35 protein-coding genes and 1 pseudogene are annotated in these 25986 nt (G+C 70.0%); 17 read left to right on the top strand and 19 right to left on the bottom strand.

Annotation, left to right across the window (positions count from 1 at the left end; translation table 11 throughout):
• Positions 1-66: 66 nt before the first annotated feature.
• The 4 genes from ACLBX8_RS00450 to ACLBX8_RS00435 all read right to left on the bottom strand — a co-directional run bounded on the left by ACLBX8_RS00450 (position 67) and on the right by ACLBX8_RS00435 (position 3434).
• Positions 67-1206, bottom strand: a complete 1140-nt coding sequence (locus ACLBX8_RS00450) for a DUF1376 domain-containing protein (protein WP_447714476.1) — start codon at positions 1204-1206, stop codon at positions 67-69.
• Positions 1203-2666 carry a DnaB-like helicase C-terminal domain-containing protein gene (locus ACLBX8_RS00445; RefSeq protein ID WP_447697564.1) on the bottom strand — a complete coding sequence of 488 codons (1464 nt, stop codon included), beginning with the start codon at positions 2664-2666 and terminating at the stop codon, positions 1203-1205. Before ACLBX8_RS00445 ends, ACLBX8_RS00450 begins: the two co-directional genes overlap by 4 nt.
• Positions 2663-2896 (bottom strand): hypothetical protein, encoded by a 234-nt coding sequence (locus ACLBX8_RS00440; protein WP_447714475.1) that lies wholly within the window; start codon positions 2894-2896, stop codon positions 2663-2665. The genes ACLBX8_RS00445 and ACLBX8_RS00440 overlap by 4 nt, the downstream gene beginning before the upstream one ends.
• A gap of 136 nt (positions 2897-3032) precedes the next feature.
• Positions 3033-3434, bottom strand: a complete 402-nt coding sequence (locus ACLBX8_RS00435) for a hypothetical protein (RefSeq protein WP_447697562.1) — start codon at positions 3432-3434, stop codon at positions 3033-3035.
• Between the two features lie 293 nt (positions 3435-3727).
• On the opposite strand from ACLBX8_RS00435, the gene ACLBX8_RS00430 reads away from it, so the two are divergent.
• Positions 3728-3955, top strand: a complete 228-nt coding sequence (locus ACLBX8_RS00430; protein WP_447697561.1) for a hypothetical protein — start codon at positions 3728-3730, stop codon at positions 3953-3955.
• 29 nt (positions 3956-3984) lie between these two features.
• Here the strand turns inward: ACLBX8_RS00430 and ACLBX8_RS00425 are convergent, their stop codons facing one another.
• Complete coding sequence (locus tag ACLBX8_RS00425; RefSeq protein WP_447697560.1) at positions 3985-4227, bottom strand: carph-isopro domain-containing protein; 243 nt, start codon at positions 4225-4227, stop codon at positions 3985-3987.
• A 74-nt stretch (positions 4228-4301) separates the two neighbouring features.
• On the opposite strand from ACLBX8_RS00425, the gene ACLBX8_RS00420 reads away from it, so the two are divergent.
• The 5 genes from ACLBX8_RS00420 (at position 4302) to ACLBX8_RS00400 (ending at position 7680) form a co-directional block, all read left to right on the top strand.
• Positions 4302-5093, top strand: coding sequence for a helix-turn-helix domain-containing protein (locus tag ACLBX8_RS00420; RefSeq protein WP_447697559.1), 792 nt, complete (start codon positions 4302-4304; stop codon positions 5091-5093).
• Between the two features lie 343 nt (positions 5094-5436).
• Positions 5437-5706, top strand: coding sequence for a hypothetical protein (locus ACLBX8_RS00415; RefSeq protein WP_447697558.1), 270 nt, complete (start codon positions 5437-5439; stop codon positions 5704-5706).
• A 2-nt stretch (positions 5707-5708) separates the two neighbouring features.
• Positions 5709-6212: a hypothetical protein gene (locus ACLBX8_RS00410; RefSeq protein WP_447714474.1), complete on the top strand. Its 504-nt coding sequence runs from the start codon at positions 5709-5711 to the stop codon at positions 6210-6212.
• A gap of 33 nt (positions 6213-6245) precedes the next feature.
• Positions 6246-7043, top strand: coding sequence for an ERF family protein (locus ACLBX8_RS00405; protein WP_447714473.1), 798 nt, complete (start codon positions 6246-6248; stop codon positions 7041-7043).
• Between the two features lies 1 nt (position 7044).
• Positions 7045-7680 carry a lambda exonuclease family protein gene (locus tag ACLBX8_RS00400; RefSeq protein WP_447714472.1) on the top strand — a complete coding sequence of 212 codons (636 nt, stop codon included), beginning with the start codon at positions 7045-7047 and terminating at the stop codon, positions 7678-7680.
• A 13-nt stretch (positions 7681-7693) separates the two neighbouring features.
• Here ACLBX8_RS00400 and ACLBX8_RS00395 read toward each other — a convergent pair whose 3' ends face one another.
• From ACLBX8_RS00395 to ACLBX8_RS00385, 3 genes are all read right to left on the bottom strand, one after another.
• Positions 7694-7960 carry a PilZ domain-containing protein gene (locus tag ACLBX8_RS00395; protein WP_447697554.1) on the bottom strand — a complete coding sequence of 89 codons (267 nt, stop codon included), beginning with the start codon at positions 7958-7960 and terminating at the stop codon, positions 7694-7696.
• Positions 7961-8287: 327 nt separating this feature from the next.
• Complete coding sequence (locus ACLBX8_RS00390) at positions 8288-8500, bottom strand: hypothetical protein (RefSeq protein ID WP_447714471.1); 213 nt, start codon at positions 8498-8500, stop codon at positions 8288-8290.
• 209 nt (positions 8501-8709) lie between these two features.
• A complete protein-coding gene (locus ACLBX8_RS00385) occupies positions 8710-9192 on the bottom strand; it encodes a hypothetical protein (RefSeq protein ID WP_447697552.1) in 483 nt (160 codons plus the stop codon).
• Between the two features lie 115 nt (positions 9193-9307).
• On the opposite strand from ACLBX8_RS00385, the gene ACLBX8_RS00380 reads away from it, so the two are divergent.
• Genes ACLBX8_RS00380 through ACLBX8_RS00365 form a run of 4 tightly spaced genes read left to right on the top strand, consistent with a single transcriptional unit; the run spans position 9308 to position 10313 of the window.
• Positions 9308-9529, top strand: coding sequence for a hypothetical protein (locus ACLBX8_RS00380; RefSeq protein WP_447697551.1), 222 nt, complete (start codon positions 9308-9310; stop codon positions 9527-9529).
• Positions 9529-9918 (top strand): hypothetical protein, encoded by a 390-nt coding sequence (locus ACLBX8_RS00375; RefSeq protein WP_447697550.1) that lies wholly within the window; start codon positions 9529-9531, stop codon positions 9916-9918. The genes ACLBX8_RS00380 and ACLBX8_RS00375 overlap by 1 nt, the downstream gene beginning before the upstream one ends.
• The gene (locus ACLBX8_RS00370; protein WP_447697549.1) at positions 9919-10116 is read left to right on the top strand and encodes a hypothetical protein; all 198 of its coding nucleotides are present in this window, start codon (positions 9919-9921) and stop codon (positions 10114-10116) included.
• Entirely contained in the window at positions 10113-10313 is a 201-nt protein-coding gene (locus ACLBX8_RS00365; RefSeq protein WP_447697548.1) for a helix-turn-helix transcriptional regulator, read from the top strand. Before ACLBX8_RS00370 ends, ACLBX8_RS00365 begins: the two co-directional genes overlap by 4 nt.
• Before the next feature lie 75 nt (positions 10314-10388).
• Here ACLBX8_RS00365 and ACLBX8_RS00360 read toward each other — a convergent pair.
• The 8 genes and pseudogenes from ACLBX8_RS00360 to ACLBX8_RS00325 all read right to left on the bottom strand — a co-directional run.
• A pseudogene (locus tag ACLBX8_RS00360) lies at positions 10389-11429 on the bottom strand (tyrosine-type recombinase/integrase); the annotation flags it as partial.
• A 302-nt stretch (positions 11430-11731) separates the two neighbouring features.
• Complete coding sequence (locus ACLBX8_RS00355; protein WP_447697547.1) at positions 11732-13486, bottom strand: complex I subunit 5 family protein; 1755 nt, start codon at positions 13484-13486, stop codon at positions 11732-11734.
• A complete protein-coding gene (locus ACLBX8_RS00350; RefSeq protein WP_447714470.1) occupies positions 13483-13902 on the bottom strand; it encodes a sodium:proton antiporter in 420 nt (139 codons plus the stop codon). Before ACLBX8_RS00350 ends, ACLBX8_RS00355 begins: the two co-directional genes overlap by 4 nt.
• Positions 13899-14675 (bottom strand): MnhB domain-containing protein, encoded by a 777-nt coding sequence (locus tag ACLBX8_RS00345; RefSeq protein WP_447697545.1) that lies wholly within the window; start codon positions 14673-14675, stop codon positions 13899-13901. Before ACLBX8_RS00345 ends, ACLBX8_RS00350 begins: the two co-directional genes overlap by 4 nt.
• The gene (locus ACLBX8_RS00340; protein WP_020093423.1) at positions 14672-14923 is read right to left on the bottom strand and encodes a Na(+)/H(+) antiporter subunit B; all 252 of its coding nucleotides are present in this window, start codon (positions 14921-14923) and stop codon (positions 14672-14674) included. Before ACLBX8_RS00340 ends, ACLBX8_RS00345 begins: the two co-directional genes overlap by 4 nt.
• The gene (locus tag ACLBX8_RS00335; protein WP_447697544.1) at positions 14920-15204 is read right to left on the bottom strand and encodes a monovalent cation/H(+) antiporter subunit G; all 285 of its coding nucleotides are present in this window, start codon (positions 15202-15204) and stop codon (positions 14920-14922) included. Before ACLBX8_RS00335 ends, ACLBX8_RS00340 begins: the two co-directional genes overlap by 4 nt.
• Positions 15201-15452: a monovalent cation/H+ antiporter complex subunit F gene (locus ACLBX8_RS00330; protein ID WP_012317693.1), complete on the bottom strand. Its 252-nt coding sequence runs from the start codon at positions 15450-15452 to the stop codon at positions 15201-15203. Before ACLBX8_RS00330 ends, ACLBX8_RS00335 begins: the two co-directional genes overlap by 4 nt.
• Entirely contained in the window at positions 15449-15967 is a 519-nt protein-coding gene (locus tag ACLBX8_RS00325) for a hypothetical protein (RefSeq protein ID WP_447697543.1), read from the bottom strand. The genes ACLBX8_RS00330 and ACLBX8_RS00325 overlap by 4 nt, the downstream gene beginning before the upstream one ends.
• 128 nt (positions 15968-16095) lie before the next feature.
• On the opposite strand from ACLBX8_RS00325, the gene ACLBX8_RS00320 reads away from it, so the two are divergent.
• Positions 16096-16665: an NUDIX domain-containing protein gene (locus ACLBX8_RS00320; RefSeq protein ID WP_447698123.1), complete on the top strand. Its 570-nt coding sequence runs from the start codon at positions 16096-16098 to the stop codon at positions 16663-16665.
• A 198-nt stretch (positions 16666-16863) separates the two neighbouring features.
• Positions 16864-18033 (top strand): acetyl-CoA acetyltransferase, encoded by a 1170-nt coding sequence (locus ACLBX8_RS00315; protein ID WP_447697542.1) that lies wholly within the window; start codon positions 16864-16866, stop codon positions 18031-18033.
• A 129-nt stretch (positions 18034-18162) separates the two neighbouring features.
• Here the strand turns inward: ACLBX8_RS00315 and ACLBX8_RS00310 are convergent, their stop codons facing one another.
• From ACLBX8_RS00310 to ACLBX8_RS00300, 3 genes are all read right to left on the bottom strand, one after another.
• Positions 18163-19452 (bottom strand): O-acetylhomoserine aminocarboxypropyltransferase/cysteine synthase family protein, encoded by a 1290-nt coding sequence (locus tag ACLBX8_RS00310; RefSeq protein ID WP_447697541.1) that lies wholly within the window; start codon positions 19450-19452, stop codon positions 18163-18165.
• 58 nt (positions 19453-19510) lie between these two features.
• Positions 19511-19897 carry a response regulator gene (locus ACLBX8_RS00305; RefSeq protein ID WP_447697540.1) on the bottom strand — a complete coding sequence of 129 codons (387 nt, stop codon included), beginning with the start codon at positions 19895-19897 and terminating at the stop codon, positions 19511-19513.
• Between the two features lie 85 nt (positions 19898-19982).
• Positions 19983-20639, bottom strand: a complete 657-nt coding sequence (locus ACLBX8_RS00300; RefSeq protein ID WP_447697539.1) for an alpha/beta hydrolase — start codon at positions 20637-20639, stop codon at positions 19983-19985.
• Between the two features lie 273 nt (positions 20640-20912).
• Between ACLBX8_RS00300 and ACLBX8_RS00295 the strand changes: the two genes are divergently transcribed.
• The 5 genes from ACLBX8_RS00295 (at position 20913) to ACLBX8_RS00275 (ending at position 25979) form a co-directional block, all read left to right on the top strand.
• The gene (locus ACLBX8_RS00295) at positions 20913-22082 is read left to right on the top strand and encodes a cysteine desulfurase family protein (RefSeq protein ID WP_447697538.1); all 1170 of its coding nucleotides are present in this window, start codon (positions 20913-20915) and stop codon (positions 22080-22082) included.
• 68 nt (positions 22083-22150) lie between these two features.
• Positions 22151-23620 (top strand): Fe-S cluster assembly protein SufB, encoded by a 1470-nt coding sequence (gene sufB, locus ACLBX8_RS00290; RefSeq protein ID WP_026604969.1) that lies wholly within the window; start codon positions 22151-22153, stop codon positions 23618-23620.
• Between the two features lie 25 nt (positions 23621-23645).
• Entirely contained in the window at positions 23646-23885 is a 240-nt protein-coding gene (locus tag ACLBX8_RS00285; RefSeq protein WP_020093413.1) for a hypothetical protein, read from the top strand.
• Positions 23886-23900: 15 nt separating this feature from the next.
• Positions 23901-24653 carry a Fe-S cluster assembly ATPase SufC gene (sufC, locus tag ACLBX8_RS00280; RefSeq protein ID WP_447695100.1) on the top strand — a complete coding sequence of 251 codons (753 nt, stop codon included), beginning with the start codon at positions 23901-23903 and terminating at the stop codon, positions 24651-24653.
• 3 nt (positions 24654-24656) lie between these two features.
• On the top strand, positions 24657-25979 hold the full coding sequence (locus tag ACLBX8_RS00275) for a SufB/SufD family protein (RefSeq protein ID WP_447714469.1): 1323 nt from the start codon (positions 24657-24659) through the stop codon (positions 25977-25979).
• Positions 25980-25986 lie beyond the last annotated feature (7 nt).

Here is a 25986-nt window from a genome sequence, read left to right as displayed (position 1 = left end):
GTCACACTCCTCGATCGCACGAAAACACCTCGGCCGCTGGGCGCGGGCCGGCTCCGCGCGGCGCCCTCACGCGGCCTCGCCGATCAGCAGCCGTGGCGGGATCCGGCATCCGGGCTGGCCCGGGGGCGGGCCGAACAGCGATTCCGACCACGTCGCCGGGTTCTCGCGGAAGCGGGCGATCCAGGTCCGCAGGTCGGCCTCTGGCCAGCGCAGGCCGCCGGGCAGGTCGATCATCTCGTCGGGCGGTACCGGCGCCGGCGGCACGGCGGGCAGGCCCTGCGCGGCGCGGCTCCGGCGCTGGGCGGCGACGCACTCGGCGACCGCGTTGGCCAGCAGCGCCCAGGTCCGGATCGGCACGCGGCGACTGACCGCGAGGTCGAGGATCGCCGGGACGATCTCCCGCTCGAGGTCGAGGCCGTCCGCCTCCAGCCGCGCCATCGGACCGACGACGGGGTCCAGGCACCAGCCCGGTGGCAGGGCGGTCCGGCACCGGTGCTCGACCCGGTCGAAGTTCGCCCGGTTGTTCCAGGGCGGCGCGCCGTCCGCGCGGGGTACAGGATCACAGGCGGCCGCCGGTATATCTTTCTTCTTCCCTTCTTCTTCCCCTTCCCTTGGTGAACGTAACGGTCCGCGCGTGGCGACCGTGACGGTATCGTCACGTCGATCGTCGCGTGGGTCGTGACGTTGATCGTGACGTTGATCGTGACGTTGATCGTGACGACCATCGTTACGGTCGGGCGTTTCGTTGAGAAGATAGGGTTTTTCGCCGCCGGGCGGGGTCGTCTCGGGATCACCCTTGCGCTGACGGGCCCGCGTGGCCGCGGCGGTCCGCTCGCGCCGCGCGTCCTTCGCCTCCGCGGCGCGCAGCACGTCCTCGCACAGGACCCGGTGATAGTAGCGGCCGTCCGCGCACAGGACGAAGCCGCGCAGGGCCATCGTCCGCACCTTCTTCCAGCGCGGGCCCGCCCCCGAGAAGGCGGCGAGCAGCCGGTCGTCGTCGGGCAGCGAGCCCGCCGGGCGCTGGCGCCAGGCGTGGCACCACAGGGCGACCGCCGCCTTGAACTCGTCGCCCGTCGAGAGCGCCCACAGCTCCGAATGGAACAGCCGGTCCGTGTGCAGCAGGAAACCGTGGATCCCGTCCACGTCGATGTCGGCCGGCACCAGCGGTTCGGGCAAAGGCGTGGACGCGGCGGAATGCTGGCTCATAGCGGGCCTCGTGCGGTCTGGGCGATGGCGGAGGCGGCCACGTCGCACCACAGGTCGAGCGTGGGGCACGGGCCGGCGCGGTTCTTGGCGAGGATGAGCTCGAGAGCGTTCTGCCGCTCGATCAGGCGCGCGCCGATCTCGGGGTCGCCCCCGGAGGCCTTGAGCTTGCGCTCCAGGTAGTAGGCCTCGCGGTAGAGCATCAGCACCGCGTCGGCGTCCTGCTCGATCTCGCCGGAATCGCGCAGGTCCGCGAGGTTCGGGCGGCGGTCGGCCCGGTCCTTGGCCTCGACCGCGCGGTTGAGCTGCGTCAGCAGCACCACGCAGATGTCCTCGGCCTTGGCGAGCTGCTTCAGCCCGCCGGTGATCTCGCCGATCTCCAGCACCCGGTTGCCCTGGTACCGGTCCGAGACCTTGATGAACTTCAGATAGTCGATGAACACGACGCCGAGGGCGATGCCCTGCCGGGCGAGGCGCCGCTTCTCGACCTTCACGGCCGCGGCGATCTGCGCGAGGCCGACGCTGGGCTCGCAGGTCAGGGTGAGGTGCAGGCGCTCGAACCACTGCATCGCCTCGTCGAGGCGCGCCAGCTCTTCCTCGTCGAGGTCGACGGCCGCCATGATCCGGCCGAAGGGCAGCGGCCGGTTGTGCCGATAGGACAGGTCGGCGAGGTAGCGGGCCATCTGCTGGTCCCGGGTCACCTCACACTGGAAGGCGAGCACGCCGGCCGCACGGGCGGCGAGGCGGCTCAGCGTCGTCATCGCGACCGTCTTGCCCATGCCGGGACGCCCGGCGAGGATCCAGAGCTGGCCGCGCTGGAATCCGCCGTTGGTGGCGCGGTCGAGGTCGGGCAGCCCCGTCGGGATCGCGCTCGAGCGGATGAGCCCCGAGCGCAGGCCATCGATCCGCTCGCGCATCCAGGCGGCGGACTGGGCCGCGCTCTGCGCCGTGGAGCCCAGGCCCGGCTCCGCGTCGATCAGGTCGAGCAGGCGAGACTCGGTGGCCGCGATCAGGTCGCGAGGCGCCTGCTCCACCGAGGCCTCGTAGGCGCCGTTCACCAGCTCCTCGCCGATGGTGATCAGGCGACGGCGCACGGCGAGGTCGTGGATCGTGCGGGCGTAGGCGCCGGCGTTGACCACCGTGGTGGCATCGGAGGCCAGCCGCGCGAGGTACTGGATCACCGTCTGGCCGCCGAAATCGGCATCGCCCAGAAAGGTCTTCAGGGTGATCGGGGTCGCGACCGTGCCGCCCCGGATCAGTGCGCCGGCCAACGTGAAGATCTGGCGGTGCGCCTCCTTCATGAAGTGCTCGGGCAGCAGGAAGTCCGCCACGCGGTGATAGGCGTCGTTGTTGACCAGGATCGCGCCGAGCAGCGCCTGCTCCGCGTCGACGTTGTGCGGGGGTGCCCGGTATTCCGGCCGGATCGCCTCAAGGCGCGCGGTGATGGCGTGCGGGAGGTTCATGCCGCGCGCCTCCGGCCTCGCGCCGGCAGCATGGCCTCCGGCAGGATCAGGGCGCCCTGGACGAGCCGCGGCGGCAGTTCCGTGCCGTCGGGATGGTAGCCCCGGCCGGGCTCGGGCGAACACCCCGAGGTCGCGTGCCAGACGAGACCGTGGTGCTCGGCGAGCGTCAGCACGGTCTCGCGGCTGCCCCGGCCGAGAACCGCGCCGGCGCGGATGAGGATCCAGCGCATCGGGCTATTCCGCGACCGCGGGCGCGGCCAGGGACGCGAGCGGACGCGCGTCGCCCCATGGCCGGGGGCTGTCCGAGTTCTCGGCCATCGCGGGCCTCCAGAATGCGCGGGGCACGCCCCGCAGGGGCGGAATTCCTCAGCCCGGGGCGCGGGGCAATTCGGCCAGCGTCCCCGGCATCACGCGCGCAGGCGCGACCGCAGGTCCCGGATCGCGGCCAGACCGAAGCGGCCCAGCGACCGCAGCAGCTTCACGAACCGCACGTCGCGCCTCCTCTCGGGCCGCTGTCGCGGCCTCCAGCCGCGCGCTCGCCGCATCGAGCCTCGCGCAGAGCGTGTTGATGTTGAGCCAGTCGTGGAGACCGACCGAGACGTCGGCCGCGCGCCCGATAACCTTGCGCACCCACGACGGTGAGCGGCCGAGGCATCCCCCGACATCGTCGTAGGCTGCCATCAGCGAGCCCGTGCGATCCTTCCGATCCAGCACGAGCCGCAGGAGCGGATCCCGGGCGACCTCGTTGGCCTGCTCCACCGTCACCATGCGACGCCACCGCGATTTTGACCGCATTCGATCAGCCCTCCATGCGAGATCCTCGGCGGGGCCGAAGCACGGCGTGCGGACGGGAGGCGACGGAAGCGGCGGAGGAGAACGGCGACACCCCGGCTGCGATGCGGCCAGCGAGGCAGCCGGGGCGTGAGGACGAAGCCAGCTTGAGGTCCGGCGAGCGCCAAGCTCCGGGCAGGGCCGGCGCGGTGTCTGCGGGTGCGGCGCGCGCCCGGCGCGCGCAGGGATTCGCGGGTGCCGGCGGCCGTGCCGCGGGGGAGGGAAGCGGGATGGAGACTGGACCGGAGATCCACGCGCTGAACGGCTTCCTGGTGGCGCCGTTGCCTGGGCCGGGCGGCCCCTACGTGCTGATGACCACCGGCGGCCGCGCGCAGGGTCCGCGCGCTCGTGCGGTGCCCGTGCTGCACACGGTCGGGATGCGCCTCGAGCAGGCCCGCGACCTCGCGGCCGCTCTGCTCGAGGCCTTCGCCGCGGCCGAGGCGTCGGGCGGCCGGTAGCCGGTTACGCGGGCGTGGACTGGGCGGCATCAGACGGCCTCCTCACGCGCGATATCGACCGGATCGTCCGCGTCGCGGCGCGGGATGAAATCGGCGGCCGTCACCGGGCGCGGCAGGTCGCGGGAGGCGGCGATGATCTGGGGCGCCCGGCGAATCGGAATGAGGCCGCGCTCCATCCAGCCCTGGATGGTCGAGGGCGGCGTGTCGCGGAGCTTCGACGCCATGGGTCGAATGCCACCGAATCGCCGGATGATGCGCTCTGCGGGCGTCATGCATCGATACGTACGCAATGAACGTACGTACGTCAACGTGGAAAGCGTACGACCCTGTGCGTCATAGCTGCGCCATGGTCACGACCAGCGCCCGGCCCGTCGCGGAACGTCTCGCCCACCTGCGCGAGCGTGCCGGCATGTCCCTCGAGCAGGTGGCTCGGGAGGCCGGTTACCGGGGCCGATCCAGCATCCAGCGCTACTTCGAGGATCAGACGATCGAGTCGCTTCAGCCGAAGGTGGCGGCCAAGCTCGCCCGCGCTCTTGTCGGTAAGGGGACGCCGCCGATTCAGCCGGCCGAACTGATCGTGCTCGTGCATGGCGACGCGGATCACGGCGCGTGGATGGCGCAGCTCGAGACCATGCCTCTTGCGGCGTCCACAATTTTGAAGCTGCCGCCCCATGAACCCCGGGACGCAGCATCTAGCGTCCTCCTGATTCGTTCCGGCATGTTGCCCGTCATGGGACCAGCACATGCGAGCAACTGGATGGAGAGAAGCCCGTCTTTAGACGAGCCGGAGGACTGGATCTCTGTCCCGAACGAGCATTACGTCAATAAAGCCGGGCAGTACGTCCTTCGAATTGTTGGACTATCGCTGAATAAAGTGGCGCCGGATGGGCATTATGCTATCTGTCAGCGCTACGGAGAGGGCCGGCACGCACCGCCGAACGGGAAATACGTCCATGTCGAGCGGTCGCGCGGCGACTTCATCGAGTGGACCATCAAGAAGGTCCGGTCCGACGGAGACCAGGTCCTCCTGTACCCGGATAGCACGCATCCAGATCACCAGCAGGCGCTCGATTTCGGCGCCGGCGAGGACCATGTCCGCATCCTCGGGATCGTCACGGGCTGGTATCGACCGGCATAGATCCGACGCCACGATCCGGAGAGGACGTGCGCGGCGGCCTATTCGATACCCTCTTCGTTGTCGGCTACCCCGCGACGCTCGCCGCCACCGCCTGCGCGCCGCTCGGCAGTGCAGTGGCTTCAGAGCGTGGCCGAATTCCATGGACCGGCAATCATTCTGACGGGCGGTCAGGCCGTTCCTGCCGATCGCAGGCTTATGCGCAGGCCTCAACAAGGGATTGACGTACCCGCAGGCCAAACGGCCTGATCGTTCGTACGTTTTGTCCGATCGTACGCTTTATGCGTTGACGATACGTACGCTTCATGCGTACAAAGCTGCATCGCCCGCCGCGATGGAGCTTCTCGTGTCCGAAGCCGCCCAATCTCACATCAGCCTCACCTTCGGGGCCTCCGCTTCGGGCGGAAGCGTCCACCTCCCATCCGTGTCTGAGGACCGCTGGATCGTCGTTCTGGATCGCGCCTACGCGGTCCGCAGCGCCTGCGGCCTCGAAGCCGAGGGCTTCGACTGCATCGCGGCCGCACGCCACTGGATTGAGGAGCGCGAAGCCGAGGAGGCCGAAGAGCTGGCGGCAATCGCGGATTGTGAAGCCGACCAGATCCGCGAGGCCGCCTGACCATGGCCGGCCATGCCTTCGATCATATGACCCTCGAGGAACGGCTTGATCGACTGGACGCGCAGGCGGCCGTCATCGCCAACCAGCAGGCGGCCCGCCGCTTCGCCCTCCAGATCGCGCCGGCCGATCGGGCGGCCGCCGAACGCCTGCCACGCGAGGAGCGCCTGCGCTCCACTGCGGGCCTGCGCGGGAGCCCCATCATGCCCCTGTCCGCTTGGCGCGGCCGGTCCGGCCGCCGCTACGTCGTACGGGTCCTGCCCGTCCCGGCCGTCGATGCCGAGGAGCTGTGCGACGCCGTCGTGATGCTGGTGGGCCGGGACGACTCCGGCCTCGCCGAGATCCGCGGCGTCTCGATCGTCCGCGGCCTCGCTTCCGCGCAGGCCCTGATCGATGGCCTGCCGCCAGCCGTGACCGAACTGCACGCGCACCGGCTGGCCCAGACCGACGCCGACCGCGCCGCCATCCTGGCCGATCTCGGCACCATCACGACCGGGCGGCGCCGGTGACCGCCAGCAGCAAGAGAGAGGGGAGAGGAGCCGGTGAGCCAGCCGCAGATGCAGATCGTCGCCACCGAGGCGGCGTCCCAGGCCGTGACAGCGGCCTCGCCGAGCGAGGGTGCCACGGTCCTCTCGAAAATCGAGCGGATGGCGCGCGATCCGAACGTCGATCCCGACCGGGTCGAACGGTTCCTGGTCATGGCCCGGGAAGATCGGGCCGAGCGCGCCCGGGTGGCCTTCATCGCCGCCATGGCGGCCTGTCAGGCCGAGCTGCCGCGCGTCCTGCGCGATGCCCGGAACACGCATTCCGGCGCTCCCTACGCGCGCCTGGAGACGATCGCGCGGGCCACGCAGCCGGTCATCGCCCGGCACGGCTTCTCGCTCTCGTTCGACACCGAGGCGTCGCCGATCCAGGGGCATCTGCGGGTGATATGCACCTGCGCCCACGAGGCCGGCCACGAGCGCGCCTACCACCTGGATCTGCCGCCCGACACGGCGGGCGCACAGGGGAAGGCCAACAAGACGCCCATCCAGGGCATCGGGTCGGCGATCACCTACGCCCGCCGCTACCTCGTCCTGCAGGTCTTCAACATCGCCCTGACCAACGATCCGGACGACACCGACGGGGCCTCCCGAGCGGACGCGTCTGCGGACGTGATCTCGGACGCACAGGCGGAGACGCTGCGCAACCTTCTCACCGAGCACGGCATCGCCCCGGCGAAGTTCCTGCGCGTCTTCGCCGTCGAGAGCGTGCCCGACCTTCCAGCCAGCCTCTACGGCGAGGCCCTGGACGCCATCGAGCGCGCCGTCGCCCGGCGTGCCCGGCCGGAGGGTCGCTGACATGGCGGAGATGATCCAGGGCAGCCCCGCGTGGCTGGACGCCCGCTGCGGCAAGGTCACAGCCTCGCGCGTGGCCGACGTGCTGGCGGTCAAGCGCGACGGCAAGCCAACCGCGGAGCGCGAGCGCTACCTGATGGAGCTCGTGGGCGAGCGCCTGACCGGCCTCGCGACGCAGCACCATCTCACGGCCGCGATGATCGAGGGCTCGGAACGGGAGCCCCAGGCCTGCGACGCCTACGAGTTCCTGTACGGCGTCGACACCGTGAAAGTCGGGTTCGTCGACCACCCGACGATCGAAATGGCCGGGGCCAGCCCGGACCGGCTCGTCGGTACGGACGGCCTCGTCGAGTTCAAATGCCCGACGCTGCGCACCCATCTGGAGACGCTGCTCGCGGGGGAGATCCCGGAGGCGCACCGGCCGCAGATGCGCTGGCAGATGGCCTGCACGGGCCGGGCATGGTGCGACTTCGCCTCGTGGCACCCGAACGTGCCGCCGGCGCTGCGGTTGTGGGTCAAGCGGCTGCGCCGCGACGACGCGCAGATCGCCAGCGACGAGGCCGCGGTTCACGCCTTCCTTGGCGAAGTTGCGGAGCGGACGTCGGCCCTCTTGGCGATCGGAACGGCCGAGGCCGCCTGATGTCCGCCCGCCGCTACATCGACAGCCGCGCTGGCTCCTCGAGCACCACCCCCAGATTGCCCGCCGAGCGCCAGACCACGCGCGCGTTGATGCGCTCCTCGGTCTGCGGGATCTCTAGCATGAACGTCTCAGGGAGACCGAAGACGCTGTTCACGCGGAGCTGCGCGCCGCCGGGCGATCGGTCCAAGACCTTGCAGCCCACGGCTCGACCGAAATTCGGCACGATACGGCCAGTCAGGTCCGTCTCGGTTCTCGGGCGGACGCGTCTCTCGTGGGGCATTTATAGGCGCTCAACTTTCTATTTCGCGCCTAGATTATCGCTCTCATCTCCGTTGGAAGTCTTAAATCGCACACTGGTCGACGACTCATATTTTGCGCCTGTGGCCAGCCCGAAGCGCTGCACCGACCTCGACGCCCGAATTGGCGGGCGGATCCGCATCGCCCGGGAGCAGGCGCGGATGAGCCAGACCGGTCTCGGTGGCGCGCATAACCAGGGAGGCGACCCGGGCGACCATGCCCGCGCTCTTCCCCGCCCGGAAGCGGTCAGCCCGACCCGCTCCGGCTTCTCTCCTTACAGCCGCGGAGTAGCCCTATGGTCGAATCGGTCTCAGACGGTGATGTCGACCACACGCTTCTGCGCCGGGGGAAGGTTCAAACCGCCCTTCCTCCCCTGAATACTCTCATCGTCGGGCCCTTGCACAGCCGCCGTGACGGTATGCAGTCCCTCTCTGTGTTCGAGCGCGGCCTCAGCTCGTGCCGATTGGATCATCTCCGTCGCCCGCACCGGCCCGACGGCGTTGATCGAGGTGGTGATCGTCATGGCTCGGACCTCCTCGAACAGGATCTGAGCACAAGGCTATTGAGTGATCAGTTTCGTATATCCGGTCAATTTTTTTAGATCCGTGAAACCGCATCGAAAGGACAGTTTTTCGGCCCTCATCTCTCTGATCGCGGAGTAGGAGCATGGCCGAGGCCAGCACCATCCCGCGCGAGCCGAAGTTCCCGGCGCCTACGGGACTTGCGAACTCTCTACGTCTGGCGTGGCCGGATGCAGAGCATCCAAACAACCCATGCGAAGGCGGCCCCGCTTATAGCGGACGACACCAGGAAGGCAGGTTCGATCCTTGGCGCGGACCAGAAAACGAAAAGCCCGATCAAGAAGCCCGGCACGATACCGATCGCCACCGTCGGCAGGGCGGCTGTATCGAGCTTCCGGGCAGCCCACCTCGTGATGGGCAGAGTGAAGAGAAGCGATGGACTGATCACGACAGCCCCCCAAAATCCGAGCAGGCCAGTCACCACAGGAGCTGTCAAGACGATCTCCGCTGCACGACCCCAGCTCGCTCCCGCGAATACGGACAAGCCTTGTTCGTGGAAGTCGTCTACGAACCCGGAGAGCATCGTCACCGCGCAGAAGGTATAGGCAGCAGCGTAGTGGCCGAGCAGGGCGGCCAGCAGAACACGGCGATCCGACGCGCGCCAGTCCGACCGAAACAGAAATCGCTCACGCATAGTGGGCTTGCCGTAGCAACGCGGAGTGGCCCGCCGTCAGGCGATCATTCTAGCGGCCGACAGGTTTTTCGGCTGTGCATTGCGAAGGGTCGCGCCCACGCGACGGGAGGCGCCCGTGGCTGAGCCCTTCACCACCGCCGACCTCGCCGCTTGCGCCGAGCGTGAGCTTGCACAGCGCCGACGCGCCTATCCGCGATGGGTCGAGGCCAAGCGAATGACGCAGGCCCTGGCCGACCGTCAGACCGCGCTCATGGAAGCGATCGCGCGCAAGCTCCGCGCGGAGGCCGAAACCGAAGGCGCAAAGGGAGATCTGTTCGGCGGGGAGGTGCGGTTGTGATGTTGAAGAAAGCAGGCACCACCCGCCTCGTCCTGATCATCGGCGGCTACGCGCTGAAGATCGCGCGGCACCACAGAGGCCGTCGATGCAACCGCTTCGAGGCACGGATCTGGGCTGAGGCGACGCCGGAGCGCAAGCGCATACTCTGTCCGGTTCTCGCATGCCGTGCAGATGGACAATTTCTGCTGATGCCCGCCGCTGAGCCGCTCAGCGAGAAAGAGAAGAGCCGTCGGATCGAGGAAGATACGTTCCCAGACTGGGACTACATTCCAGGCGGGGAAGATTGCCCCTTCGAATACAAAGCGTCCGACTGGGGCTGGCTGAACAGCAGCTTGGTTGCCGTCGATTACTCGGCCCCAGCCGTCTTGGTTCGCGGAGAAGACTATTAGATGGTCGCCTATAGCTTGGAGAAGCAATTCGGGCCGCCGATCCTGACCGGCGCGAAGTCGCAGACGAACCGCGGCGTCACCCACGCCGAGAGGACAATCCGCGGGGCGCCGCTGCCCCGCGCCTATCATGGAACCGCGCGCGACGCGGTTCTGGCTGCCCTCACCGGCAGCGATGAGACGAAGGAGAGGAGGCCATGACCGACACTGCGCGACACGTCGTGCCGTTCCAGGCGGCCGCCCGCGAGCTAGGCCTTAGCGCGGCGACGCTTCGCCGGATGTGCAAGGACGGCAACGGGCCGACCCTTCTCCGGCTGAGCGAGCGCCGTCTGGGGGTCCGTCGCGGCGACCTCGACGCGTGGCTCAAGACCCGTGAGGTAGGCGCCGAGCAGGTCTAGGGCCTCGCGCTTCTCCGTGGCGTAGAGCGCCCGGTTGTAGATGCCGGCCACGCCCGCCTTGTGGCCGGAGATGTGGTTGAGCACCGCCTCGACGACGTGCGGCAGCACCTTGAGGCGGTCGGCCATGACAGTCGCGGCCGTGCGGCGCAGGTCGTGCAGCCGCCAGCCCGTCACGCCGGACCGCTTGTCGAGCGAGGCCTTCGCCCGCGAGAACCCCTGGAATCCGCCTTCGCCCTGGCCGAACACGAGCGAGCGCCCCTCGATCCGGTCTGTCGCCGCGAGGATCTTCAGGGCAGGGGCCGACAAGGGCACATCGTGGCCCTGGCCGTTCTTCACCCGCGCGTCCGGCAGGGACCACACCGCGCCGGCGAGATTCAGCTCGGCCCAGGCCATGTCGGCGACCTCGTCGCGGCGCTGGCCAGTCATCAGCAGCAGCCGGACGATTCGGCCGAAGTCGTCGTTTCGGCAGGCCTTCATTACCCGGGCGAACTCGTCCTCGGTCAGCACCCGCGCGCGGCGCACCTCCGGCGCCGGCTTCGGCACGCCCATGACCGGGTTCAGCTCGGCCGCCCCGGTGCCGACCAGCCATGCGAAATGCGCCGAGAGAGCCGAGCGGGCGCGATTCGCCGCGTGTGGGCCGGTCTCGCGCCGGATCTTGCCTAGGTGCTCAGTGATCTCCCGCCGGCTGACCGTGTGGAGCGGCAGCTTGTGAAGCGGCTTCCAGACCGTGCGCAGGTAGCGCCCGGCCTCGGCGAGGTAGGCAGGCCGGAGATGCGGCGAGACCGCGTCGAGGTACGGGTCAACCATGGCGCCGTAGGTCACTGCGACTCGGGCCTTGGCCTTCGCCTTCTCGGCGTGCGGATCCTCCCCGAGCTTCGCCCGGGCCAGCCGTTCGCTCGCCGCGCGCCGAGCATCAGTCGCCGAGAGCAGCCCGACCTTGCCCAGCGATTCCCGCTTCGATTGGCCGAGGGCGTTCCGGTACTGGACCACCCACATCCGCGAGCCGCCCTTGCTCACGCTCAGCCCGAAGCCGGGCAGGTCATCGTCGAAGACCACGATGCGGTCGCGCCCGGCCGGGAGCTGCACAGCTGCGGCGGTTTGGTTCGTCAGGCGCATCGCCGTTCCGGTAAGCACATAGTAAGCAGACGGACGGAGGTTCGTCGCGATCCTGTCCTTACGATGAGAGGGTATGCGTGCACAAACCCTTCATCAATCAACGCTTCTGACGACCGGTAAGCAATTCTGTCAACTAATCTGCTGAGTAACCCGTGTTTCGTAATGAGGGGGTCGGGGGTTCGAATCCCTCTTGCGGCACCACTTCCCCCAGGCCTTTCCCGAAAGCATACACGAGCGAGCCGCTGGCCGATGGCCTGTGCCGGCTTGAGCCCGTCGGCTGAGGCGCGCGGCGACGGGCGCGCTCAGGCGATGGCCAGCACGGCCGCGATCGCCGCCACGCCCACGGCGAGCCAGGCGGCGTAATCGCCGATCAAGCCGCTATGGAGCATTTCCAGCGCGCGGGTCGGCGCGGATTGCGTCGCGCTGACCGGCCGGACCACGAACGCGGGCAGGTGTCTGCGGAACAGCCCGTATCCCGCGCCGGCCAGGGCGGCGGCGACCGAGGCCCAGGGGAGCCAGCCTGGCCCCTCCGCCAGCGCGTGCACGGTCGGCCGGTGCATGAAGGCCGACGCCGCCCGCGGGAGAGCGTGCTCGATCAGGCCCGCCGGCAGACCGATATCGAGCGCGAGGAGAAGGCAGCACGGCGCCAGCATCAGCCAGAGCGGCCGGTTGGCCTTCTCGCGCTCGTCCGCGCTCGGGGCCCCGGCCTCGTCGCCGGGATCTGGCCCGAGCCCGAGGAAGATCCGGCCCGCGGCCCGCAGCACCGCGGCCCCGGTAAGCGCCGCGCCGATGGCGCCGGCCGCCAGCGCGACCCCGTGCCCCTGCTGCCAGAGCGTGCCCTGGACGAGGCGCGTGCCCTGGTCGAGCACACCGAGGGGCAGGCCGCAGAGCAGCAGCCCGGCCAGAGCCATGGCGACGCCGGCGGGCCAGATCCCCCGCCCGAGGCCGCGCAGCGCGATCTCGTCGATGCTGGCCTGGGTGGCGAGCAGGATGCCGGCGATCATGAACAGGGCGCCCTTCACCAGCCCGTGCCCGACCACGTAGACGAGCATCCCGCCGGTCCCGTCAACCGAGAGGGCGCCGAGGCCGGTGAGCATGATGCCGGCGTGCGAGATGGTCGAGAAGGCGAGCAGCCGCTTGAGGTGCCGCTGCAGCAGCGCCATCCAGCCGCCCAGGAGGGCGGTGAAGCTGCCCAGGCCGATGAGGAGCCCCGGCAGGGCGTGCTGGACCTGATCGGAGCCGCCGAACACGACGGCGCTCACCTTCGCGAGGCCGAACAGGCCGAGCGAGACCATCGATCCGGAGAAGATCACCGAGACCGGGCTCGGCGCGACCGCGTGCGCGTCGGCGAGCCAGAACTGGAACGGCACGATCGCGCCCTTGATCATCAGGGCGGCCGCGACGAGGCAGAACGCCCCGGCCACCACCGGATCCCGGCCGCCCCGCGCCACCGCGGCCGCGATGCCCTCGAAGTCGAGCGTGCCGGTCTGGGCGTAGATCAGGCCGATGCCGCCGAGCATCAGGAAGCCCGCGAGGCTGTTCACCACCGTGAAGTTGATGGCGCCTGCCAGCGCCGATTCGGCCAGATGGTAGGCCGTGAGCGCGAAAGCCGCGACGCTCATCACCTCGAACCACACGAACAGGTTGAACATGTCACGGGTGAAGCAGAACCCGACCATGGCGGCCAGGAACAGCAGCATCAGGATGTGGAAGTGGCCGTGGGTGCGGTCGAAGAAGCCCCAGGCGAACACGAATGTCAGGGCGTAGAGCAGCCCGATGAAGGCCGCGACCCAGCCGCTGGCCTCGTCCACCGAGAAGCCGATACCGAGATGGACCCCGTCGCGCGGCTCCCAGCCGCCGAACCAGTACACCAGCGGCCCGTCGGCGGCGCGGGTGGCGATGAAGCCGCAGAGCACCGCGACGGTGAGCGCCGCCAGCGTCGCCAGGATGTCGGGCAGGCGGCCGGGCAGGACGTGCGCGGTCGCCAGCATCGCGGCGCAGACCACGAGCGGGATCGCGACGGGCAGGGGCAGGAGGGCGGCCGGGAAGGCGGTCACGGGACTTTCCGCTCCGCGTCGCGCACGCGGCTGGACCCTGCGTCGCGCCCGGACTTGCCGCCCGCGCGCATCGGTCGGAGCTTCTCCGGGTCCAGGCTGCCGCCGCGCTTGTAGGCCTGAATGGTCAGGACGAGGAGGAGGGCGGTGAGCGTCGCGCCGACCACGATGTCGGTGAGCACCAGCGCCTGCATCACCGGGTCCACGGCGGGCGTCCCCGGCGGGTGGTCGTAGAAGATCGGCGCGATGCTGCCCCAGCGATAGCCGAGGCCGAGCAGGAGCACGTAGGTCGCCGATTGGCACACGCCGAGGCAGCCCACGAGGTGGATGAAGTTGCGGCTCGTGGCGATGCCGTAGAGGCCGATCCCGAACAGCCACGCGGCGACCGCGTAGGGCAGGACACTGGTGACCGCGCTCACGCGGATTCCTCCCCCGGCTCCTCGGGCGCGTCGGCCTCGCGGGTCTCCTCCATGAATTCCAGGAAGAGCTGCGTGAAACCGCCCGTCACCGCGAGGGCAACGCCGAGATTCTCGACCAGCATCAGGCCGCCCGAGAACAGGTCGCGGAAGGTGCCGAGCGGCAGGATGTTCTGCATGAAGGCGGCGCCGGTGAGCATCGGCACCAGCCCGCACAGCGCGAAGAGCAGCGCGCCGCCCCCCTCCAGCGCGTCGAGCCAGTGGCTGCGGATGGCGTCGCGCCAGCCGGCATAGCCCTCGCCGAGGTAGATCAGCAGGGTTCCGGAGGCGAGGATGACGCCACCCTGGAAGCCGCCGCCGGGCGTGACGGTCGCGTGCAGCACGACGTAGAGGCCGAACAGCGCGGTGAGCGGGCCGGCGACGCGGCAGGCCAGCACCACCGCCTCGGAGCGCGGGATCACGGCCCGGCCGGGCCGGCGCATGGCGCGCTCGGAGCTGCCCTCGCCGCGCCGCCCGCGCAGCAGCACCACTGTCCCGGTGATGGCGGCGAGCAGCATGAATTCCTCGCCGAGGGTGTCGAGGCCGCGCAGGTCGAAGTTGATGGCACTCACCATGTTGGCGACGTGCCGGGCCTCCGGAACGATCGCGTTGATGCGCGCGCCGTACTGGGCGATCGTCGACCCGAAGGGCGGCAGGCCGGCGATCACTGCGGCCGCGCCCGGGAGAAGCACGAGGCCCGCGAGGGCCAGGAGCACGACGCGGGCGCGCGGGCTCACGATTCCTCCTCGGGCGGCTGCGTCCGCACGGCCATCAGGGCCACGAGGAAGAGGAGCGGCACCGCCGCCGAACCGACCGCCAGCTCCGAGAGCGCGACGTCGGGGGCCTGGAGGGCGTCGAACAGGATCGCCAGGACGAGCCCGTTGACCGCGATGGCGAAGACCTGCCGCGCGGGGTCGCGCACGAGGACCACGGCGGTGCCGGAGACCGCGGTGAGCAGGAAGAGTAGCGGCAGGATGACCGTCATGCCGAGCGGCCCTCGCGCATCAGCACGGCCCGGCCGGAGACGTGCGACAGCACCGCCGCCCAGGCGAGGAACACCACCATCATCACCAGGATCTTGAGCGAGCGCCCGGAGACGCCGTCCGCGAGGAAGGCCGTCACCGTCACGAGGATCGCGGCTGCCACGTTCAGGAACGCGACGGCGTGCATCCGGTCGAGCGCCCGGGGCAGGCGCCAGAGGGCGAGGGCTGCGAGCCACGCGGCCGCCACGGCAAGGGCCAGGACCGAGCCGATCGCGACGCTCATATCCAGCGCTCCAAGAAGACCGCGAGCAGCATCGTGCCGGGCAGGTTGAGCAGGACCAGGGTGAGGGCGAGATCGGTGATCGACGCCTGGTCGGTGGCGAAGGCCATCAGCGTCAGGATCAGGACCGTGACGCTGCCGGCGAGCTGGTAGGCGGCGAAACGCTGGCCGGGTCTGCCCCGCCACGCGAGCGCCGCGGCCACCGCGAGCGGCGGCAGCAGCGCCAGGATGGCGACCGTCCAGACGCTCATCGCGCCTCCTCCAGGCCGTGCGTCACCACGGTTCCGTGCGCGCGGTCGAGGGTGAGCACGTAGCTGTCGGGGGCGAGCGACGCGGCCAGAAGCCCGACCGCCCGAGCGGCCGGCGCCGCCTCGCCCTCCGGCGTGGCCCAGGCGATCTCGGCGGCGCTCCGCTCCCGGGTCGCGCCGCCGCCGGCGCGACCGAGGACCGCGCGCAGGAGGCGCAGCCCGACGCGGGCGCTCTGGCGCGGCATGTCGCGGATGGCGGGGCCGAGCGGGCGGAGCGCCTCACGGTCGAAGCGGAAGCGCAGCCCGCCGCGCCGTCCGACGCCCCACCACCAGAGCGTGCCGAGACTGGCGCAGCCGACGGCGGCCATCCCCTCGTTCAGGCTCACCGAGCCGGCGAAGACCATGTAGGTGAGGGCGAGGACGACCCAGATCGCTGCGCCGTCGCGCCGCGAACGCTTCCCGAGCCCGCCGATCGGTCCTGCCTGCGTCGATCCTGCCTGCGTCGATCCTGTCCGCATCGATCCTGACCGGCGCGCCCCGCGGAAGCGTGACCATGCGCGTGTCCGACCAAACGTGGCCGCGGGCGCCGGCGTTCCCGGAACCCGAGGACACGGTTCCGTGTAAGGCGATGAGGGGGGGCGTGCCCATGAAAGCTGAGATCCTCACTGTCCGCTTCGTCCACGAGGGCTGGAGCCGCTTCGGGATCGCGCGGGTGCGCCTCGCCGACGGCGCCGTCGTCGAGCGCGAGATCGAGGACCACGGCGACTCGGTCGGGATCCTGCCCTACGACCCGGAGCGGAAGGTCGCGACGCTGGTGCGCGAGCTGCGGGTGCCGCCGCTTTTCGCGGCCGGCGAGCAGGTCCAGCTGGAGGCACCGGCGGGCCTGATCGACGCCGGCAGCCCGGAGGAGAACGCCCGCCGGGAGGCGCTGGAGGAGGTGGGCCTGCGCCTGCGGGCGCTCGAGTTCGTCGGCGCCACCTATTCCTGCGCCAGCCTGACCACCGAGAAGATCCACCTCTACCTCGCGCCCTACGACCGGGCGGATCGCGCGGAGGCGGGTGGCGGGGCCGAGGGCGAGCACGAGAACATCCGGGTGGTCGAGATGCCGCTGGCCGAGCTCGCCGCACGCGCCGACCGCGCCGAGATCACCGACCTCAAGACGCTGGCCCTGATCCTGGCGCTCCGCGCACGCCATCCGGAGCTGTTCGCCCCGTGAGAGGTCGCCGCGCGCTCGGCCGCGCGCTGCTGACCGCGCTGGTGCTGGTCGGCGTCGCGTGGGTCGCCTTCCACCTGCGCTGAGCGGGCCCGAGCGGCCCTCCTCCGGACGGGTCCGGCGCGTCGAAGAACCCGCGCCCTGTCTTGATCGCCGGCCGCGGCGGGCCCATCGTCCTGTCCACACACGGGAGGTCACCGGATGACGCGCGCCTGCATCGTGGGCTGGGCCCACACCCCCTTCGGCAAGCTCGAGGAGCCCGATGTCGAGGGGCTGATCGCCCGGGTCTCGGGGGAGGCGCTGGCCCATGCCGGCGTCGAGGAGGCGCAGGTCGACGGCATCTACGTGGGCTCGATGAACACCGGCTTCTCGAAGCAGGGCTTCGAGGGCTCGCTGGTGGCGGTGAACCGGCCGGGCCTCGCCCACGCGCCTGCGACCCACCTGGAGAACGCCTGCGCCACCGGGTCGGCGGCGCTCTACGCGGCCCTCGACTTCGTCGACAGCGGCCGCGGCCGCGTGGCCCTGGTGATCGGCGCCGAGAAGATGACCGCCAAGACCGTCGCCGAGACCGGCGACATCCTGCTGGGCGCCTCCTACCGGAAGGAGGAGGCCGACATCGAGGGCGGCTTCGCGGGCGTGTTCGGGCGGATCGCGGCGGGCTACTTCCAGCGCTACGGCGACCGCAGCGAGGAGCTGGCCCGCATCGCCGCCAAGAACCACCGCAACGGCGTCGGCAACCCCTACGCGCAGTTGCGCAAGGACCTCGGCTTCGACTTCTGCAACCGGGTCTCGGACAAGAACCCCTACGTGGCCGCCCCCCTGCGGCGCACGGACTGCTCGCTGATCTCGGACGGGGCGGCGGCGCTTGTGGTGGCCGATGCCGAGACCGCCGAGGGCCTGGAGCGGGCGATCGGCTTCCGCGCGCGCGCGCACGTCAATGACATCCTGCCCCTGTCCCGCCGCGACCCGGCGGAGTTCAAGGGCGCGCGAATGGCCTGGGAGAAGGCGCGGGCCCAGGCCGGGATCGCCAACGAGGACCTCTCCTTCGTGGAGACCCACGACTGCTTCACCATTGCCGAGCTGATCGAGTACGAGGCGATGGGTCTCGCCGCCCCGGGCGAGGGGTTTCGCGTCGTGCGCGAGGGGCTCGCCGAGAAGGGGGGCCGGCTGCCGATCAACCCGTCCGGCGGGTTGAAGGCCAAGGGTCACCCCGTGGGGGCGACCGGCGTGTCGATGCACGTCATGGCCTGCCTTCAGCTCATGGGCGAGGCCGGCGAGATGCAGGTGCCCGGGGCGGAGCTCGCCGGGATCTTCAACATGGGCGGTGCGGCGGTCGCCAACTACGTGTCGATCCTGGAGCGGCGGCGCTGAGGCCATCCCGGTTGCGGCCACTCCCTGCCCGCCGTGGCCGTCCTCGCGGGCGGCGCGAAGCAATCCAGCGGCGCCACGATCGTCGAGATCGCGCGGCTCTGGGTCGCTTCGCTGCGCTCGCGATGACGACTACAGGCGATCCAGCGCCTGCTGGAGATCGGCGATCAGGTCGGCCTCGTTCTCCAGCCCGACCGACAGCCGCACGGTCTCGGGCCCGACCTGCGCGGCGGCCTTCTCGTGCTCCGGCAGCTGCCGGTGCGTGGTCGAGGACGGGTGGATCGCCAGCGACTTGATCTCGCCGATGTTCACCAAGTGGGAGATCAGCTCCAGCCCGGCGATGAACTGCAGCGCCGCAGGCTCGCCGCCCTTCAGCGCGAAGGTGAAGATCGAGCCCGGCCCGTCCGGGGTGTAGCGGCGGGCGAGGTCCTCGCCGGTCTGGCCCGGCAACATCGGGTAGCTCACCCAGGCCACGGCCGGGTGATCCTTCAGGAAGGCCGCCACCGCCCGCGCATTGGCGCAGTGCCGCTCCATGCGCAGCGGCAGGGTCTCGATCCCCATGAGCGTCAGGAACGCGTTCATCGGCGACAGGCCGGGCCCGAGGTCCCGCAGGCCGAAGAACCGGCACGCCGCCGCGAAGGGGGTCGCCGGGAAGGCCTCGGTGAGCACCAGCCCGTCATAGTCCGGCCAGGGCTCGGTGATCAGGTTGTAGCCGCCGGCCTTCGCCCAGTCGAAGCGGCCGGCGTCGCAGATCACGCCGCCGATGGTCTGGCCGGAGCCGCTCAGGAACTTCGAGGTGGAGTGCCAGACGATGTCGGCGCCGTGCTCGATCGGCCGGATCAGGGCCGGCGAGGCGAGGGTGTTGTCGACGACGAGCGGCAGGTTGTGGCGGCGGGCCACCGCGGCGATGCCGTCGAGGTCCACCACCGACGCGCAGGGGTTCACGATCGATTCGCAGAAGATGGCCCGGCAGTCCGGGGTGATCGCCGCCTCGAAATCCTCCGGGGCGATACCGCGCGCGAAGCGCGGCTTCAGGTCGTAGCGCCCGTCGAGCCGGCGCATCAGGCCGAGCGACCCGCCGAACAGGCGCGGCGACGCGACGTAGGCGTCGCCGCTCTTCAACAGCGTCATCAGAATGAGCTGCATGGCCGATTGTCCGGAGGACACCGCCACGCCCGCCTTCGCGCCCTCAAGATCGGCGATCCGACGCTCCAGCGCGGCGACCGTCGGGTTGGATCCGCGCGAGTAGGAGAAGCCGGTCCGGCGGCCCGCGAAGATGTCGGCGGCCTGCTCGGTCGAGTCGAAGACGAAGCCGTTGGTGAAGTAGATCGGCTGGACCCGGGCGCCCGTGGCGGGATCGGGCGCCGCGCCGGCGTGTATGGCCCGGGTCGCGAAGCGGTGCGGTCTGTTCTTGTCCGTCATGGCTCTCGGTCGGGTGTTCAGGGCCCGGACCGGGTGTCAGCCCGAGCGGATCCGTGCGTCAAGCCGCGCGGCGGATGAAGGCCTGCAGGGTCCGGACCAGGGTGGTCGGCTCGTAGGGCTTCGGGATGAACCGGGCGCCCTCCGGCATGTCGTTGGGACCGGGCGTGCCCATGCCCGATACCACCAGCACGGGTATCGAGGGCCAGCGATGCGCGACGAGGCGGGCCAGGGCGAAGCCGTCCATCGATCCCTGCGGCATGTCGACGTCGGTCATCAGGACGCCGACGTCGTCGCGGTTCTCCAGGACCTTCAGCGCCTTGTCGGCATGCGTCGCCTCGACGACGGTGAAGCCCGCATCCGCGAGGGTGTCCGAGGCCTCCATCAGAAGGAGGCCGTCATCTTCCACGAGGAGAACGACGGGGTGGTCGGACGAGCTATCTGACATCAGACCTGCGAAGGTGCGTCTCAATTCCGAAACCCGCGCCCTATTCCTCCGGGGCTCCCCCCGTCAAGGCGCGGGGCCGGATCCGTCAGGCCGCCTCCTCGCGCTTGCCGAGGCGCTTGTCGAGGTAGGTGTCGACCGTCTGTGTCAGTTCCTCGACCCTGCCGTCGAAGAAATGGTTGGCGCCCTCGACCATCTGGTGCTCGATGATGACGCCCTTCTGGGTCTTCACCTTCTCGATCACCGGCATGACCTCGCGGGCGGGCGCGACCCGGTCCTCGGAGCCGTGCACGAACAGGCCGGAGGAGGGGCAGGGGGCCAGGAAGGTGAAGTCGTAGCGGTTCGCCATGGCGGCGATGGAGATGAATCCCTCGATCTCGGGGCGGCGCATCAGGAGCTGCATCCCGATCCACGAGCCGAAGGACACGCCGGCGATCCAGCAGGACTTCGCCTCCGGGTTGACCGATTGCACCCAGTCGAGGGCGGCCGCGGCGTCCGACAGCTCGCCCGAGCCGTGGTCGAACGACCCCTGGCTGCGTCCCACCCCGCGGAAATTGAAGCGCAGGGCCGCGAAACCGCGATTGGCGAACGTGTAAAACAGGTTGTACACGATCTGATTGTTCATCGTGCCCCCGAACTGGGGGTGCGGGTGCAGGATGATGGCGATCGGCGCGCCGCGCTTCTTGGGGGCTTGGTAACGGCCTTCCAGGCGGCCGGCCGGGCCGGTGAAGATCACTTCGGGCATCGCTCGTCTCTCGCTCCGGAGATCGCCCGCCGGGCTATCGGCCCGGCGGCGCAGCAGCCTTGACTCGTCGCGCGCGCACCATAAAAGCAGTCTTAGAACAGTTCTAGGCGATTAGAACTGCTCTAAACAACCCGTCCGAAGCACCGCGTTGGCTGCCACGCCGACCGTGCCGGGTCGGCGGGATCTCATTGTCTCGGCGCGCCTTAGCACGGCGAGCCGGCGCGCGGGCAAGGAATTGTGACGCGCCGCAGCAGAGGGCTTAACGGAACGCGGATGAGCCGGGCACGCGCCTATCTCGACTACAACGCCACCGCGCCGGTCCGCCCGGACGTCGCGGAGGCGGTCGCGCGCGCGCTCACGCTCCTCGGAAACCCGTCCTCGATCCATGCGGAGGGACGGGCGGCCAGGGCCGCCCTCGAAGCGGCCCGCACCCAGGTGGCGGCACTCGTGAACGCCCGGCCCGAGCAGGTCGTCTTCACCAGCGGCGGGACCGAGGCGGCGAACGCGGTCCTGTCGGGCGCTCTCCGTCGCGGCGGCGCGGCGGCCCCGAGGCGGCTGCTCCACTCCGCCACGGAGCATCCCTGCGTTGCGGCCGGTCACCGGTTCCCGGACGCGGCCGTTGAGGAAGTCCCGGTCACCGCCGACGGCGTGGTCGATCTCGCCGCCCTGGAGGCGCGCCTGGGTGCTCTCGCCGACGAGACCCTGGTCCTCTCGGTCCATGCCGCCAACAACGAGACCGGCGCGGTGCAGCCGCTGGCCGAGATCGTCGGCCTGGCGCGGGCGCACGGCCGGACCCTGGTCCACAGCGACGCCGTGCAGGCCGTCGGCAAGATCCCCCTCGACATGGCGGCGCTCGGCCTCGACGCGCTGACCCTCTCGGGCCACAAGTTCGCGGCGCCCAAGGGGGTCGGCGCGCTGGTCCTGGCCGAGGGCGTCAGCCTGGAGAGCGCCTTCCTGCGCGGGGGCGGCCAGGAGCGGCGGCTGCGCTGCGGCACCGAGTGCCTGCCGGCCATCGTCGGCATGGGCGAGGCTGCCCGGATCGCCCGCGCGGCGCTCGACGCGGAGGCGGCGCGCCTCTCCGCGCTCCGGGACCGGATCGAGGCCGGCGTGCGCACCATGGCGCCGGACGCGGTGGTGTTCGCCGCCGGGGCGCCGCGCCTGCCCAACACCCTGAGTTTCTCGGTCCCGGGGCTCGACGCGCCCTCGGCCCTGATCGCCCTCGACCTCGCCGGCGTGGCGGTGTCGTCGGGCTCGGCCTGCTCGTCGGGCAAGGTCGCGCGCTCGGCGACGCTCGCCGCGATGGGCGTCGGTTCCGACCTCGCCGGGGGGGCGCTGCGCGTCAGCCTCGGCTGGAACACGGTGGACGAGGAGGTGGCATGCTTCCTCGACGCCTTCGAACGGGTCGTGGAGACCCTATATAGACGGCGAGGTCAGGCGGCCTGAGCGCCGCCCCCCCGCTTTCCGACAGTCGCTTCCCGGCCCTTGACGCCGGAGATGCCTAGGAGACGCTGATGCCTGCTGTGCAGGAAACCATCGACCGGGTCCGCTCGATCGACCTCGACCAGTACAAGTACGGGTTCGAGACGACGATCGAGATGGAGAAGTCCGAGAAGGGCATCTCCGAGGACGTCGTCCGCTTCATCTCGGCCAAGAAGAACGAGCCCGCGTGGCTGCTGGAGTGGCGCCTCGACGCCTACCGGCGCTGGCTGACCATGAAGGAGCCGGAGTGGGCCCGCGTCTCCTACGACAAGGTCGACTACAACGACATCTACTACTACGCCGCCCCGAAGCGGCAGGGACCGGAATCGCTCGACGAGATCGATCCCGAGATCCTGAAGACCTACGAGAAGCTCGGCATCCCGCTGCGCGAGGTCGAGGTGCTGGAGGGCATCGCCCCCGAGCGCCGGGTCGCGGTCGACGCCGTGTTCGATTCGGTCTCGGTGGCCACCACCTTCAAGAAGGAGCTGGAGAAGGCCGGCGTGATCTTCATGCCGATCTCCGAGGCGGTGCGCGAGCATCCCGAGCTCGTGCAGAAGTACCTCGGCTCGGTCGTGCCTGTGACCGACAACTTCTTCGCGACGCTGAATTCGGCCGTCTTCTCCGACGGGTCGTTCGTCTACATCCCGCCGGGCGTGCGCTGCCCGATGGAGCTGTCGACCTACTTCCGCATCAACGAGCGCGACACCGGCCAGTTCGAGCGCACGCTGATCATCGCCGACAAGGGCTCCTACGTTTCGTATCTCGAGGGTTGCACCGCCCCGAAGCGCGACGACAACCAGCTCCACGCCGCGGTGGTCGAGCTGGTCGCCCTGGACGATGCTGAGATCAAGTACTCGACCGTTCAGAACTGGTACCCGGGCGACAACGAGGGCAAGGGCGGCATCTACAACTTCGTGACGAAGCGCGGCGATTGCCGCGGCGCCCGCTCGAAGATCTCGTGGACGCAGGTCGAGACCGGCTCGGCGATCACCTGGAAGTACCCGTCCTGCATCCTGCGCGGCGACGATTCCCGCGGCGAGTTCTACTCGATCGCGGTGTCGAACGGCATGCAGCAGGTCGATTCCGGCACCAAGATGATCCATCTCGGCAAGAACACGACGAGCCGGATCATCTCGAAGGGCATCTCGGCCGGCCGGTCGCAGAACACCTACCGGGGCCTCGTCTCTGCGCACCGGAAGGCCAAGGGCGCGCGCAACTTCACGAACTGCGACTCCCTGCTGATCGGCGACCAATGCGGCGCGCACACCGTGCCCTACATCGAGTCGAAGAACGCCTCGGCCGTCTTCGAGCATGAGGCGACGACCTCGAAGATTTCCGAGGAGCAAAAGTTCTACTGCCAGCAGCGCGGCCTCTCCGAGGAGGAGGCGACCGCGCTCATCGTCAACGGCTTCGTGCGGGACGTGCTGCAGCAGTTGCCCATGGAGTTCGCCGTCGAGGCCCAGAAGCTGATCTCGATCAGCCTGGAAGGCTCGGTGGGCTGACCGCCTGGGCGGTTACGACGACGACGTGCTGCGGGCGGCCCATCGGCACAGCGCGCGGCACGCCGACGAGGTCAGGAGCAGCGTCCTGTGCGGATGCTTCTTCTGCCTCGAGGTTTTCGCGCCGGACGAGATCGCGGGCTGGATCGCCGATGAGGGCACCGCCCTCTGTCCCCGGTGCGGCATCGACGCGGTGATCGGCGACCTCTCCGGCTACCCGGCCGGGAGCGCCGCGTTCCTGCGGGCGATGCGGGACGAATGGTTTTGAAGGACTTGGACTGACATGCTGGAAATCAAGAACCTCGTCGTGCAGATCGAGGACAACCGCATCCTGAACGGCCTCAACCTGACCGTGAACGACGGCGAGGTCGCGGCGATCATGGGCCCGAACGGCTCGGGCAAGTCGACCCTCTCCTACGTCATCGCCGGCAAGGAGGATTACGAGGTTCTCGACGGCGAGATCCTGCTCGACGGGCAGAACGTTCTGGAGATGGCCGCCGACGAGCGCGCCGCGGCCGGCATCTTCCTGGCCTTCCAGTACCCGCTGGAGATCCCCGGCGTCGGCACCATGACCTTCCTCAAGGCCTGCCTGAACGCGCAGCGCAAGGCGCGCGGCGAGGCCGAGCTGTCGACCCCGGACTTCATCCGCGCGGTGAACGGCGCGGCCGACAAGCTCGAGATCAACAAGGAGATGCTCAAGCGCGCCCTCAACGTCGGCTTCTCCGGCGGCGAGAAGAAGCGCATGGAGATCCTCCAGATGGCGCTGCTGCAGCCGAAGTTCTGCGTGCTCGACGAGACCGATTCCGGCCTCGACATCGACGCCCTGCGGATCGTCTCCGAGGGCGTGAACGCGCTCCGCGACCAGGGCCGCTCGTTCCTGGTGATCACCCACTACCAGCGGCTGCTCAACCACATCGTGCCCGACACCGTGCACGTCATGTCGAAGGGCCAGATCGTGAAGACCGGCGGCAAGGAGCTCGCCCTCGAGCTCGAGGCCTCGGGCTACGCCGAGTACCGCGCCGGGGAGGCGGCCTGAGCCATGGCCGACGTCACCAACCTCCGCTCCCCCGCCGAGGCCGGCCTGTCGAAGCTGTTCGAGTCGGCCCGCCAGAGCTTCGCCAGCGAGAAGGCGATCGCCCGCGAGGAGGCCTTCCGCTTCTTCGAGGCGACCGGCCTGCCGAGCCGGCGGGTCGAGGCCTTCAAGTACACGGACCTGCGCGCCGCCATCACCGAGGCCGCGCCCCCGGCCGAGGCGCCGAGCCTCGACGCCGCCCGGGCGGCCGTCGCCGGGGCGAAGGGCTTCGCCGGCATCGAGGCCGCGCGCCTGACCTTCGTGAACGGCCATCTCGTCCGCGAGCTGTCGGATCTCGACCGGATCCCCGAGGGGGTCACGGTCGTCCCGATGTCCGAGGCGCTGACGAAGGCGCATGTCGACCTGAAGCAGCTCGCGCCGGTGGCGCAGGCCCGGGAGAACCCGGTCTACCAGCTCAACACCGCCTTCCTGGCGGACGGCGCGCTGATCACGGTGGCGCCCGGCGCGAAGCCGGCGCGGCCGCTGCACCTGCGCTTCGTGGGCGCCGGGAACACGCCGTTCTCGACGGCGACCCGCGTGCTCGTCCAGATCGGCGAGGGCGCGGAATTCGGCCTCCTGGAAAGCCACGAGGGTCCGGACGGGCTCACCTGCCAGCCGAACGACGCCCTCGACGTGGTGGTCGGCCCCAAGGCCGCCTTCCGGCACACCCGCCTGAACAAGCAGGGCGACGCCACCATCGCGCTCTCGACCCTGTCGCTGAAGGTCGAGGCCGAGGGTCAGGTCGAGACCGTCAACCTCGTGACCGGGGCGGTGCTGTCGCGTCACCAGATCTTCGTCCACGTCGCGGGCGACGACACCAACGTCGTGGTCAACGGCGCCGCCATGCTGCGCAAGGGTCAGCTCGCCGACTCGACGCTGCTCGCCGATCACGCCGCTGTCGGCGGCGTCGGCCGCGAGCAGTTCAAGTGGATCATCGACGGCGACGCCACCGGCGTGTTCCAGGGCAAGATCATCGTCCGTCAGGCCGCCCAGCAGACCGACGGCAAGATGAAGTCCGACTGCCTCCTCCTCACCGACGAGGGGCAGATGATGAACAAGCCGGAGCTGGAGATCTTCGCCGACGACGTCGCCTGCGGCCACGGGGCCACCTGCGGTGCGCCGGACGAGGACCTGCTGTTCTACCTGATGGCCCGCGGCCTGCCGCGCGCGACCGCCGAGAGCCTGCTCGTCCAGGCCTTCGTCGGCGAGGCCGTCGAGGCGGTCACGCACGAGGGCGCCCGCGCGGCGCTCATCGGCGAGATCGAGGCTTGGCTCCAGGCGCGCGGCTGATCGGACC

Source organism: Methylobacterium sp. D48H (assembly GCF_053345715.1).
The sequence above is the reverse complement of the archived record's forward strand: the minus strand, read 5'-3'. Positions and strand labels throughout refer to the sequence as shown.